Raw genomic sequence first — 12,891 nt, 5'->3', positions numbered from 1 at the left:
CTAGTTCTCCTCCATGGTCTACAATGGTTGGTCACACCATAAGGAGGGGGTCCCATGGCAGCTCAACAGCAGAGGCGCGTGCCCAAGCGCATCGCGGCGGTGATCGTCAACTCACTCAAGGGCGGCGTCGTCCCGCGCATCGGCCTTCCCTACATCACGGTCGGGCGCGAAAGAGAGATCGCGGCCCTGCTGCATGACCTAGACCTTGTGTCAGAGGGCGGGGCAAGCTTCCGCTTCGTCGTGGGTCGCTACGGCGCCGGCAAGAGCTTCCTGCTTCAGACCATCCGCAACCACGCCATGGGCAAGGGCTTCGTCGTGTGCGACGCGGACCTCTCGCCGGAGCGTCGCCTGCAGGGCGGCAACGGCCAGGGCCTCGCCACGTACCGCGAGCTCATACGCAACCTCTCCACCAAGACGCAGCCGGAGGGCGGGGCCCTGAACCTCATACTCGACCGTTGGGTGTCCAACGTGGAGTCCCAGGTCACGCTCGAGGACGGCATAGGCCCGGACGCGCCCGGCTTCTCGGACGCCGTCGAGCGCCGCATCCTCACCACCATCCGCGACCTGCAGGAGCTTGTGCACGGCTACGACTTCGCGCGCCTGCTCACCATGTACTGGCGCGCCCACCTCGAGGGAGACGACGACACAAAGGCAAGCGTCACGAAGTGGTTCCGTGGCGAGTTCCGCAACAAGACGGAGGCGCGCCAGGAGCTTGGCGTCAACATCGCCATAGGGGACGATGACTGGTATGACTACCTCAAGCTGTTCGCCACCTTCCTGCGCGGTGCCGGCTACCAGGGTCTCATCGTGCTTGTGGATGAGCTCGTGAACCTCTACAAGATCCCGAACGCGATCAGTCGCCAGTACAACTACGAGAAGATCCTCACCATGTACAACGACACCCTCCAGGGCAAGGCACACTACCTCGGCATCATCATGAGCGGCACGCCCCAGTCCATAGAGGACCGCCGTCGCGGCATCTACTCGTACGAGGCGCTGCGCAGCCGCCTCACGCAGGGGCGCTTCGCCCAGGGCGGCCTCGTGGACATGCTCGCGCCTGTCATCAGGCTGCAGCCGCTCACGCACGAGGAGCTCCTCGTCCTCATCGAGAAGCTCGCGGACATCCACGCCGGCCTCTTCGGCTACGAGCGCAGCGTCACGCAGGAGGACCTCGTACGCTTCCTGCAAGTCGAGTATGGGCGCGTCGGCGCGGACACCCACCTGACTCCCCGCGAGGTCATTCGCGACTTCGTGGAGATGCTCGACATCCTGAGCCAGAACCCCACGCTCACCGTCGACGCAATGCTCCAGAGCGAGGAGATGAACGCCCCCGTGCAGACTCCCGTCGAGCAGCGCGAGGAGGCGGCCGCCTCGCCCCGTGCGAAGAGCGTTCCCGCGTCTAGGGAGGAACGCACCGACGACTTTGCGGAGTTCAGCATCTAGCAGACGGGGAAGACATGTCCACCTTCGATCGCTACGCGCCCTTCATACAGGACTTCATCTACGAGCACGACTGGCAAAGCCTGAGGTCGGTGCAGGTTGCGGCGGCTCAGGCGATATTCGACACGGACGAGAACGTCCTTCTCACCGCATCCACGGCGTCCGGCAAGACGGAGGCCGCGTTCTTCCCCATACTGACCGAGTTTTGGGAGGATCCGCCCGCGTCCGTCGGCGCCATCTACATAGGCCCCCTGAAGGCGCTCATCAACGACCAGTTCATCCGTCTCGAGGACCTGTGCGCCGAGGCAGACATACCGGTCTGGCACTGGCACGGCGACGTTTCCCAGTCTCACAAGAGAAAGATGATGAAGCACCCCTCGGGCATACTCCAGATTACGCCGGAGTCCCTGGAGGCGATGCTCCTGCACCGCCACTCAGCCATAGGGCGCATATTCGGCGACCTTCGGTACGTCGTGATAGACGAGGTTCACTCGCTGCTGCGCGGGGACCGCGGGGACCAGTGCCTCTGCTGCATCGAACGACTCAGTAGGCTCGCCGGGGTAAACCCCAGGCGCATAGGCCTCTCCGCAACCATCGGCGACCCCGTCGCGACCGGACGGTACCTGAGCGCCGGCACGGGGCGCGGCTGCGTCATCCCAAAGCTCGAGGGCCCGAAGGAGCGCTGGCGCATATCCATGGAGCACTTCTACACGTCCGGCCCCCAGGCGCCCGAACGTGGGTCCGACGGCCTCGGGCACGACGCGAGGGACGCGGGGGCGCCCACGTACGAGATGCCGACGGGACTTGCCAGGGAGGAGCGCGTTCCCTCCCCCGAGCAGCGGGCGGAGGACGTCGCGGAACGCCCGCTCCCCGACCCGGAGCAACCCGCGGCGGAGGCCCCCACCGACGCCGCCCCCGTATATGCGGACCCGGGGCTCGCATACGTCTTCGAGCACACGCGCGGCCACAAGTGCCTTGTGTTCGCGAACTCCAGGGAGGAGGCGGAGTCGGTCTGCACCACGCTCAGGCAGTACTGCGAGGCCACGGGCGAGTCGGACCGCTTCCTGATTCACCACGGCAACCTCTCCGCGAGCCTGCGCGAGTCGACCGAGGAGATAATGCGGGAGGAGGACGCGAACCTCACGACCGTCACGACTGCCACCCTCGAGCTCGGCATTGACATCGGCCGGCTCGAGAGGGCGTTCCAGATCGACGCGCCGTTCACGGTGAGCTCGTTCCTGCAGCGCATGGGCAGGACGGGCAGGCGCGGACAGCCGAGCGAGATGTGGTTCCTCATGCGCGAGGACGAGCCGGAGTCTCGCGCCCTCCTGCCCGAGACCATACCGTGGAAGCTCCTCCAAGGAATCGCCCTCGTCCAGCTCTACGTCGAGGACCGCTGGGTCGAGCCGCCACGGTTGGACGGCCTTCCCTACAGCCTGCTGTACCACCAGACGATGGCCACGCTCGCAAGCTCCGGCGAGCTCTCCCCCGCCGAGCTCGCACGCCGCGTGCTCACGCTGACGCCGTTCCACAGGGTCTCGGCGGACGACTACCGAGTGCTCCTGCGTCACCTCATATCAATCGACCACGTCCAGCAGACCGAGGAGGGCGGGCTCATCGTCGGCATCGCCGGCGAGCGCGTGACGAACAACTTCAAGTTCTACGCCGTCTTCAGCGAGGACGAGGAGTTCACGGTACGGAGCGAGTCGCAGGAGCTGGGCACCATCGTCCAGCCGCCACCCGTCGGGGAGCGCATCGCCATCGCCGGGGCGACGTGGGTGATCGAGGAGATCGACTACAAGCGCCACCTCATCGAGTGCTCTCCCATCAAGGGCAAGGTGCCCGCCTACTTCGGCATGGTGGCCGGCGACGTGAACACCCGCATCCTCGAGCGCATGCGCCTCGTGCTGCGGGAGGACAGGTTGTACCCATACCTCCGTCGGAATGCCCGCGCACGGCTTGAGCAGGCGCGCCACGTCGCAAGGAACGCCCACGTCACGGCGGAGCCGCTCATCTGCGTTGGCGGTACCGCGTGGTGCCTCTTCCCCTGGCTCGGAAGCTATGCGTTTCTCGCCCTCGAGCGCCTCATCAAGATCAAGTGCGCGACAGAGCTTGGACTGAAGGGACTCGACTCCTCGCGCCCCTACTTCATGCAGTTCACCATGAGGGCGGATGCCAAGACGTTCTACCGGGTCGTGAAGCGCGCGGCGGCGTCGCTCTCGGACCCGCTCGAGCTCGTCTACCCCGGCGAGGTGCCCTACTTCGACAAGTACGACGAGTTCGTCCCGGAGGAGCTCATCCGCAAGGGGTTCGCATACGGGGTGCTCGACGTCGAGGGGATGGTCGATCGCGTGCTGGGATGGCCGGACGCGCCCGAGAGCGACCAGGAGGGGCTCCTTCCCGGCATGGCCCGCCGGCTTTCGAGCTAGCCGTGCGCCGACGCGCACCCCCGCATCACCGAGGGGATGCGCGGCCGGCGGCAAACCGCTAAGGTAGTGCAGGCAGGAATCGGATGGGAGGTTCTCATGGCGCAGGACGAGAAGAGCAAGGCGAGCGGCAAGGGCGGCGGCCCCAAAGGCGCCCAGATGACAGCCTCGAGCCAGAGGGGGATCGTGATCGCCGCCCTCGTCGCGACGCTCGTGGTCGTCTACCTCCTTCAGAACGTCGCGAGGCTCGACACGACGACCACGTTCCTCATCGGTCTCGCGATCCTCGTGGTCATCGTTCTCGCGGGGCTCTTCGTGATGACGACCATACGCAAGACGCGCATGAAGCTCGACGTGAAGGACACGTGCAACCCCATCCTCGAGCGGTACAACCGCACGGGCGACGTGGCGAGGCTGCTCTCAGACTACGAGTCCTGGGCGAGGGGCGAGCACGACCCCAGCCTCGTCGCGCAGTTCACGCAGGCGACGGTCGACGCCCTCGTCAACACCGGCCACGAGAAGCAGGCGAGGCGACAGCTCAAGGTGCTTGGCGAGGTCGTGGGGAGGGACCAGCGCTCCCAGCAGGAGTATGCGAAGTACCGGGAGCAGTGCGAGTCAAGGCTCAGGAACGTGAAGAGGGAGATGCGCAAGGCGCGCAGGTAGGGTTTGGTGCAAAAGGTGTCAGAGAACGCTTCGCAGGCAACCATAGGCGCGCGCGAGTCGCGCAGGAACTCCTTCCTTTCCAGCACGGGAGGCGTGCTGGCGCTTGCCATGGCGAGCTGCCTATTGTGGGGCTCCGCCTTCCCATGCACGAAGATAGGAAACGTCCTGTTTGGCATAGCGTCAAGCGCGACGTCCTCCCAGCTTCTGTTCGCGGGCGTGCGCTTCTTCGTCGCCGGGTGCATGGTGGTCGTCGCCATGAGCGTCATGAGGGGTCGCCCGCTGCTGCCGAGGGCGACTGACTGGAAGGCGATCCTCTGTCTGTCGCTCTTTCAGACGGTGCTCCAGTATGGGCTGTTCTACCCTGGCCTGTCGCGTGCGTCGGGCGTCGCAAGCTCCATCATCGAGGCGAGCGCCTCCTTCATCGTTATCCTGCTCGCCGCGCTCGCCTTCAGGCAGGAGCGGCTCGACGCACGCAAGGTCATCGGGTGCGTCGTCGGCTTCGCGGGCGTCCTCCTCGTGAACCTGCAGTCGGGCGGGACCCTAGAGTTCAGCCTCGCGGGCGAGGGGCTCGTGTTTCTCTCCACCATCGCCGCGGCGATGTCGAGCTGCCTCATCAGGGAGTTCTCGAAGCGCCACGACCCCGTGCTGCTGAGCGGGTGGCAGTTCCTCGTCGGCGGCGTCGTGCTGACGGCGATCGGCCTTGCCACGGGAGGCAGGCTCCAGCCGTCCCGGCCGGCCGCGCTCGCGCTGCTTGCGTACATGGGCTTCATCTCCGCGGCCGCCTACACGATGTGGTCCATGCTGCTCTCGGCAAACCCCGTGTCGCGCGTTGCCGTGTTCGGCTTCATGAACCCCGTGTTTGGCGTGGTGCTCTCGGCGCTGCTGCTGGGGGAGGCGTCCGCGATCGACCCGCTTCGCGCCACGGTCGCGCTCGCGCTCGTCTCCGTGGGCATCGTGATCGTGAACCGCGACCCGCGTGCGCGCCAGGCCGCGCGGAAGGGAGAGCGCCCCTAGCCGAGGGCGAACTTCCTGGCCACGACGCCCGCGATGCGGTAGTGCAGGGGCCTGAGGTCACGGTCCGCCTGGGGAAGCGCGTCGCGGATGGGCAGATGCTGCGGGCAGTGCGACTCGCACTTTCCGCAGCGCACGCACTGCGTGGCGAACGCGGGCTCCTTCCGCAGGCTCACGACCTGCCAGTACTCCTTGCGGCCGGCGGACTTGCCCTCCGTGTACATCTGGTTCCAGCAGCGGAAGGCGGAGGAGATGTCCACACCCTTCGGGCAGGGCATGCAGTAGCCGCAGCCCGTGCACCCGATGCGTATGCTTCTTCCCACGATCTCCTTCACGCGTGCGATGAGGTCCCGGTCGGCCTGGCCAAGGCAGCCGACGTCGGCCTCGCTCGCGACGCGGCAGTTCTCCTCCACCATGGACTCGCTGTTCATGCCGGACAGGACGCACGTGACCTGCGGCTGGTCGTAGAGCCAGCGCAGCGCCAGCTCCGCGGGGCTCCACCCGTGGGCCTCCTCCGCTATGAGCGACTTCGCCTCACGGGGAAGCAGGTCGACGAGCTTGCCGCCCCGAAGCGGCTCCATGATGATGACCGGGATGTGCCGCTCGGCCGCGGCAAGAAGCCCCTCTCGCCCGGCCTGGGCGTGCTCGTCCATGTAGTTGTACTGGATCTGGCAGAAGTCCCAGTCAAAGGCGGCGAGCACCTTGAGGAACATGTCCGTGTTGCCGTGGAAGGAGAAGCCGATGTTGCGGATCTGGCCGGAGGCCTTCTTGCGCGCAATCCAGTCGCGGATGCCGAGCTCCTCGAGCTTGTGCCACGCGGCGACGTCCGTGAGCATGTGCATGAGGTAGTAGTCCACGTGGTCCGTCCTGAGGCGACGGAGCTCCTCGTCGAAGTAGCGGTCGATGGCCGACGCGCTGCGGATGAGGTACTGCGGGAGCTTCGTGGCGATGTTCACGCGGTCGCGAACGCCGTTGCCGTCAAGGACGCGGCCGAGGAGCTCCTCGCTCCCCGGGTAGATGTAGGCGGTGTCGAAGTAGTTGACGCCCAACTCGATGGCGCGCATGATCTGGCGCTCCGCCGCGGGGTAGTCGATGGCGCCGCCTGGGCCAGACGTGCGCCTGAAGCGCATGCAGCCGAAGCCAAGGAGCGAGAGCGGCTCGCCGTGCCTGTCGTTTCTGTACTGCATGCGGGGTCTCCCATCGACGCGTTGCGTTGCGCGGACCGCCGGCGGCGGCGCGCTATGGGAAGTATAGCGGGCGATGTGAGAAGTGCGCGACGGGCCGGCCGCGGCGCGCCCGGAGGGGTACACTCCTCCACATGAGACCAACGACAGGGAGGCACGCCATGCCGAAGAGCATTCTGATTAAGGACACCACGCGCGAGGAGCGCATCGAGATCGTGAGGCGGGGGCTGGACTGGTGCGGCGACGGGTCGTGCGAGCAGTGCTCCGGCTGCAGCATGGGCGTGGGGTCGATCGACGCCATGTACCTGCCCTACATCGAGGGTGAGCTCGAGCTGGCAGAGGTGAACATGCGCCACGCCGCCGACCACTACACGCTGGCGTAGCGCACGACGCGGCGGCCGCGCGCGGCTACTGCTTGAGGCAGAGTATGTCGAGCGGCTCGAGGGCGAACGGCAGCACCGTGCGGTAGCGCTCCATCGCGCGCGAGAGGTCCGGCGCCGGCACCCAGGTCTGGAGCTCGGCGTCGAAGCGCTCGAGCGCGCCGAGCCGGCACTCGCGGATGGGCTCGCGCGGGGAGAGCACCTGCAGGACGGAGCCGGCCGCGGCCTTGTTGCGGCAGAGCACCTCCGTCATGTAGCGCGGCCCCGAGGCGGCGTCCGCCGGCAGGGCCACGCTCTTCTCGACCGTGGCCACCATCAGGCGGTCGCGCTGGTACTCCACGCGGCCGGGGTTCTGCGTGGGATTGCCATAGAAGAAGCCCGTGGAGTACGGGCGATGGCTCACGGCGTCCAGCTCGCCCATCCAGGCGGAGGCCGGCTCGCCGTCGAGCACGTGGCGGTAGGCGTTCGTGACGCACGCCGTGTAGTAGGCGCCCTTCGCGCGGCCCTCGACCTTGACGGCGGCGACGCCCGCGGCTGCAAGGTCGTCCAGGTGGTCGAGCATGGCGAGGTCGTTGGAGCTTAGGATGTAGCTCCAGGAGTCGTCCTGCTCCACGGGCATGCGGCGCACGTCCGGGCGCGACTCCTCTACCAGCGTCCAGCCCCAGCGGCACGGCTGCGTGCACGCGCCGAAGCTCGCGCCGCGCTCGCGGCCGACGAGCTCGCTCGACAGCAGGCAGCGGCCGCTCACGGCCATGCACATGGAGCCGTGGGCGAAGACCTCGAGCTCCAGCGACCCAAACCCGTCCGCGTCCAGGCGGCGGCGCACCTCCGCGACCTCGCCCACGCTCATCTCGCGCGCAAGGACGACGCGGCGCGCGCCCAGGCGGGCGTACTCCTCTGCCGCGAGCGCGTTCATGACGGAGGCCTGCGTGGACACGTGAAGCTCCACGTGCGGCGCGTACCTGCGCAGGAGCGCCATGGCGCCCGGGTCCGCCACGATGGCGGCGTCCACCCCCACCTGGTCCACGAAGCGCAGGTAGTCTGGCAGGGCGTCCACGTCCGCGTCGCGCATGAGCGTGTTGAGCGTGAGGTGGACGGCGACGCCGGAGGCGTGCGCCAGGCGGACGGCCTGGGCAAGCTGGTCGCGGTCGAAGTTCTTGCTGCGGGCGCGCATGCCCCAGCTGCGCCCGGCCAGATAGACCTCGTCCGCGCCAAAGTGGATGGCCTGGCGCAGCTGCTCTGGGCCGCCGGCGGGCGAAAGCAGGCGCATGGGGCGGCGTCCGGCGGGGGCGGTGGGCTTGGACGTGTTGTGGGCGCTGGTCATGATGGGCGGACTCCCGGGCTTGCGATGGATTGCGCGCGACGCACGCCGCGCGCGACGTATGCGGCCTGCACAGTCTAGCGCATGGCGGCAACGGACGGCGCGGCGCCGGGCGCAGCCACACGGACTATACTCGTGCCCATGGGCGGGCGCGCCGCACGTGGCGCGCAGACGGACGCAAGGGAGCGAAGGTGGCTGCACGGCACGCGGCACGGGACCGCAGCAACGCAAAGGCAGGCGCAAGCGAGGGGCATGCCCGTCACGCGGGGCACCTGGCACAGGGCGTGCCGGGCGAGAAGGACGGCCGCCGTCCCCGCGGCGCCCACCATGGGCGAACGGCCGCCGTGGCCGCGGCGATCGCCGTGGTCGTGGCCGCGGGTGCCGCCATGGCATCGCCGCAGCTGAGGGGCCGGCTCTTCTCGGCCGCAGGCGGCGCGAACGCAGGCGCCTCTGACGCGGCCTCGCGGCGCGACGACGCAAGCGCGAGCACGTCCGGCGCGAAGGCGAAGGCCGGCGCGGACGCCGGCGGCTCGGACGCGGACGCGTCTGGTTCCGGCGCCCCGGACGCGAGCGCGCCCACCAAGGCGGAGGCCGCGCCCCAGGAGGACGAGACGCCGCTCGACACCGGCGCCGGCGCGAAGGTGACCACGTTTTCCGCGGGCGGCATCAGCGTGACGGCGCCCGAGGGCTTCGCGTCCACGCCCACGTGCAGGCATCTGCAAGACGCGGTGGCCGCGTTCACCGCAAAGGGCTACCACCTGGGGTTTGCCATGGTGGACCTGAAGACGGGGCGCGGCGCCTCGTACAACGCAGACCAGAAGTTCTATCCCGCAAGCAGCATCAAGGCCGTGTACGTGACCGCGATCCTGGAGTCCACGCACGGCGGCGCCGCGGCGAGCGCGGACGCCATCACCAAGTGCCTGGTTGACTCCGACAACGACGCGTTCCGCACGCTGCTGAAGACGTACGGCTACAACGTGTATGGCAGCTGGCTGCAGAGCCGCGCGCCCGAGGCGGCGCAGGAGGCCTACGGCTACAACTACCCGCACATATCTGCCGCGGGCATGCTGAACTGCTGGCGCGAGGTGTACCGCTTTGGAAAATCCGGCGAGGCGGGCGCCAGCCTCCTGACCGGCTGCCTTGCGCGCACCAACCACTCCGCGTGGGGCGCGCTCTTGCGCGACCGCTTTACGGTGTGGTCCAAGCCGGGCTGGTACCCCGTAAACGAGGGTCTGGCCTCCACGGCCACGGCCGACAACGGCATCGTGTTTTCCGACTGCGGCGACTACGCGGTAGCGGTGCTTTCCGACGCGCCCTCGGACTTCGACTCCCTGCTGCCGGTGCTGGACGCGCTGAACGCCGCGCACGGCAAGATGTGCGGCGGCAGCTCCGCCCTGCGGCAGACGTCTGCGACCACGGTGGGCTAGCGCGCGCCGCCCGCTCCGCCCGCGCCGGGCGAGAAGGACCGCCCCCCTGCCCGGCGCCGCGCCGGCACCTAGCCGTCCAGCGCCTCGCCGCGCAGGATGCCCAGCCCGTGCGCGATGGGCCCGATCACGGCGGAGACGTTCTCTACCGCGGCCTTGGGGCTGCCGGGAAGGTTCACCACCAGCGTGCGCCCCACGATGCCCGCGACCTCGCGCGAGAGGCACGCCTTGGGCGTGATCGCAAGCGACGCCGCCCGCATGGCCTCCGGGATGCCCGGCGCCATGCGCTCGCACACGGCGGCCGTGGCCTCCGGCGTCACGTCGCGCGGCGAGAACCCCGTGCCCCCGGTGGTCAGCACCAGCGCCACCCCGCGCGCGGCCGCGTCGCGCAGCTCCGCCTCTATCCGCTCGCGCTCGTCCGGCACCAGGCGCGTCGCCACCACGCGATACCCGTGGCGCTCCGCAAGCTCCACGAGCGCCGGTCCGCTCGCATCCGGCCGCTCGCCCCTAAACGAGCGGTCGCTCACGGTGATGACCTCCACCGAGAAGGGCTCGCCGCCGTGGCCCGCGCCCTTGCGGCACGCGGCGTCCGCCTTGGCCGCGCCACCGGCGCCTGCGGCCCCGGCCACGCCGTCGGAGTCGTCCGCGGCGCCCCCGTCCAGCGCGAGCTCGAACAGCACGGTGCTCGCGTCGCCAATGTCCTCGTAGTGCACGGGCATCACGCATGCCACGGAAAGCCCGCACCCCTTGTACAGCGCGATGGCGCCGACGTTGGTTTCCAGCGTGTCCAGGTGGAGCGCCCGCATGCCCGCCTGCCGGGCCACGCGGGCGGCTGCGGCCACCATCCGGCCGCCCACGCCGCGCCCGCGAGCCGCGGGGTCCACCACCAGAAGGTGCAGCACCGCCACCTCGTCCGGCGCGGCCGGCACCCGCCACGGCACCCTTGCGTAGATCGGGTCCTCGCCCTTGGCCACCACCATGCCGGCAACGAGGGCGCCGTCCTGCTCGCCCACGTACAACTCGCCCGCGGCAAGGCGCCCCTCCATGTCCGACCTCGCGGGATACACCCCCATGTGCCAGTCCGGCCCCATGTCGCCCGGAACCTGCCGCGCGCACGACGCAGCGTACAGCCCCCACAGCGGCTCCAGGTCCCCCGCAGTCGCCCTCCTGACCTCAAGCGCCATCCCGGCCTCCCCTCGCTCGCGGGCCGCACGGCGGCGGCCGGCGTCATGCTTGCCCACACGGCCGTCGCGCACCCCGCGCCGCCGCCCTTCTCGCCCACCATGCTACCCCGCCGCCCGGCGAACAACTTATTCAATTTCTGGTTCGAGGCATGCCGTATGCTATCCGCGGGATGCCCATTCTCGTGAGGACTTCGACCGGCACGCAGTCCATCGACGATATGCCGCGACATGTGTCATGCGAGAGGTGCTGACGAACGCACTCGTTCTCGCTAACTACTTTGGACGATTCGGTGTGATGTTCGTACAGAAATCAGGCCGGGAGCACCATATCCTTGAATTTGGAGCAATCGAACCAACCGTCTTCCACCCATCAGATATAGACGGCAAGACCTTCCCGCTAGTAATGGATGTTAAGTCGCTCGGGAGTAACAAAATCTATGGCGGAAATGTAGGTAGAAACGCCATTAATGTCAAGCTCAGCGGGCAAGTGACCCAACCGAGAGATTCTGCCGGCAACGATACCAACTAGTTTAATATCCAAGCGTTGCCACCTCCTCGAGGCGATTGCCTACGTCTCCGCATCTTCATCTTCGAGGTCTTTTAGCCGGGAAATCGTCTACATGCCCGAAATCAACTCAGGTGCTATCGAACCCGTACAAGCGCGACCACGTTGTCATCCTCGCCCGCTCCACAAGGCGTCCCGCGGCAAAGCATGCCCCCCAGCCGCGCCTTTCGCCCGTTTCGCATATCCTCGCTAATGTTCCGACAGCACTACTCGAGCAACAACTCGAGATCGCCGTTGAAATCGCTTCAGGTACGCAGTCAAGCCACCGAAGCTCTAATACAGCATCCACAATTCCGCTATTTAAAGGCTAGTAAATGAGGTCGATTTTCTTGTCGGCACACAGGGATACCCAAGAATTCGACGGTTTTTGGTCGGTAATAATGTAGGAGATTCCATCCAAGTCCATCAACTTCAGGAGGGCGACCTTGTCGAACTTGGTGTGATCGGCCAGAATAGCCACCTCATTTGCCTGAGCCTCCATCACGCGCTTCACAACTGCCTCGCTCTCATAGGAGTCCATGACGCCACGGGAGATATCCAAGGCCTTGCAGCTTAGTATGGCTAGGTCAACGTGATACTTCCGTATTGTTTGTATGGCCGACTCCCCCTGAAACGAGAGGGACTTCCAATTGTAGGTACCCCCAGTGCAAATGAGGTTGTACGAGGGCTCGAAGCTGCCGTCGCAAATCTTAGACGAATTGGTTACCACAGTGAGACGACTGTCGTCGCCGACGGCCTTTAATGCTTCCAAAACAGTGGAACTGGCGTCCGCGATGATTGTCTCTCGCGACCGAATAACTTCCGCAGCCTTAAGCGCTATGCGGCCTTTTTCTTTTGCGTTGCTTAGCTGTCGACGCAGAAAATGCACACCGCCCATATCGATGCTGCCGTTCCAAATGGCTCCACCGTGAACACGCGTAATGCTGCCCTGGGATTCAAGCTTATCCAAATCTCGTCGCACAGTTTCTTCGGTAATTCCCCACTGTTCGCTGAGTTCCGCAACACTCACGCGATTCGCAGAATGGATTAGCTGTTTCATCTGCTCTTGGCGCTCTGATGCCTTCATCTTTCCAACCCCATATTGTTACAGGACTCTGTAAGGCTGAACCGACGCAATTTAAGACGTGACTGCTAGGGGCTTGGAATTATCCTGAAAATTAAAAGAGACGCTAGCGAAAACAAAGGTGATTCGCCGCACCCGCAAAGAACAACTCCATGATTCGCAACCCCTTGGCAGAGAATCGCATCTGGTAGCAATAGCTGTCATACATATCCCATGGTTCTGTTCCCATA

General features: G+C 66.7%; 10 protein-coding genes. 6 read left to right on the top strand and 4 right to left on the bottom strand.

The features are described from left to right. Window positions 1-54 precede the first annotated feature (54 nt). The 4 genes from HF885_RS00575 (at window position 55) to HF885_RS00560 (ending at window position 5,543) form a co-directional block, all read left to right on the top strand. Complete coding sequence (locus HF885_RS00575; protein ID WP_170103040.1) at window positions 55-1,443, top strand: ATP-binding protein; 1,389 nt, start codon at window positions 55-57, stop codon at window positions 1,441-1,443. Between the two features lie 14 nt (window positions 1,444-1,457). After that, complete coding sequence (locus HF885_RS00570; RefSeq protein WP_170103039.1) at window positions 1,458-3,869, top strand: DEAD/DEAH box helicase; 2,412 nt, start codon at window positions 1,458-1,460, stop codon at window positions 3,867-3,869. A gap of 96 nt (window positions 3,870-3,965) precedes the next feature. After that, window positions 3,966-4,529 carry a hypothetical protein gene (locus tag HF885_RS00565; protein ID WP_170103038.1) on the top strand — a complete coding sequence of 188 codons (564 nt, stop codon included), beginning with the start codon at window positions 3,966-3,968 and terminating at the stop codon, window positions 4,527-4,529. A 15-nt stretch (window positions 4,530-4,544) separates the two neighbouring features. Next, complete coding sequence (locus HF885_RS00560) at window positions 4,545-5,543, top strand: DMT family transporter (protein WP_328804295.1); 999 nt, start codon at window positions 4,545-4,547, stop codon at window positions 5,541-5,543. Here the strand turns inward: HF885_RS00560 and HF885_RS00555 are convergent. Continuing rightward, on the bottom strand, window positions 5,540-6,727 hold the full coding sequence (locus tag HF885_RS00555) for an aldo/keto reductase (protein ID WP_170103037.1): 1,188 nt from the start codon (window positions 6,725-6,727) through the stop codon (window positions 5,540-5,542). The genes HF885_RS00560 and HF885_RS00555 overlap by 4 nt on opposite strands. A 158-nt stretch (window positions 6,728-6,885) precedes the next feature. On the opposite strand from HF885_RS00555, the gene HF885_RS00550 reads away from it, so the two are divergent. Next, entirely contained in the window at window positions 6,886-7,107 is a 222-nt protein-coding gene (locus tag HF885_RS00550) for a hypothetical protein (RefSeq protein ID WP_090845196.1), read from the top strand. A 25-nt stretch (window positions 7,108-7,132) separates the two neighbouring features. Here HF885_RS00550 and HF885_RS00545 read toward each other — a convergent pair whose 3' ends face one another. Beyond that, window positions 7,133-8,428: a peptidase U32 family protein gene (locus tag HF885_RS00545; protein WP_170103036.1), complete on the bottom strand. Its 1,296-nt coding sequence runs from the start codon at window positions 8,426-8,428 to the stop codon at window positions 7,133-7,135. Between the two features lie 188 nt (window positions 8,429-8,616). Between HF885_RS00545 and HF885_RS10595 the strand changes: the two genes are divergently transcribed. Continuing rightward, complete coding sequence (locus HF885_RS10595) at window positions 8,617-9,852, top strand: serine hydrolase (RefSeq protein ID WP_170103035.1); 1,236 nt, start codon at window positions 8,617-8,619, stop codon at window positions 9,850-9,852. Between the two features lie 68 nt (window positions 9,853-9,920). Here HF885_RS10595 and HF885_RS00535 read toward each other — a convergent pair whose 3' ends face one another. After that, window positions 9,921-11,033, bottom strand: a complete 1,113-nt coding sequence (locus tag HF885_RS00535; RefSeq protein ID WP_170103034.1) for a GNAT family N-acetyltransferase — start codon at window positions 11,031-11,033, stop codon at window positions 9,921-9,923. 872 nt (window positions 11,034-11,905) lie between these two features. After that, complete coding sequence (locus HF885_RS00525; RefSeq protein WP_170103032.1) at window positions 11,906-12,664, bottom strand: DeoR/GlpR family DNA-binding transcription regulator; 759 nt, start codon at window positions 12,662-12,664, stop codon at window positions 11,906-11,908. Between the last annotated feature and the right edge of the window lie 227 nt (window positions 12,665-12,891).

Source organism: Parafannyhessea umbonata, assembly GCF_012844235.1.
In the GTDB taxonomy this organism is placed as follows: domain Bacteria; phylum Actinomycetota; class Coriobacteriia; order Coriobacteriales; family Atopobiaceae; genus Parafannyhessea.
The sequence above is the reverse complement of the archived record's forward strand: the minus strand, read 5'-3'. Positions and strand labels throughout refer to the sequence as shown.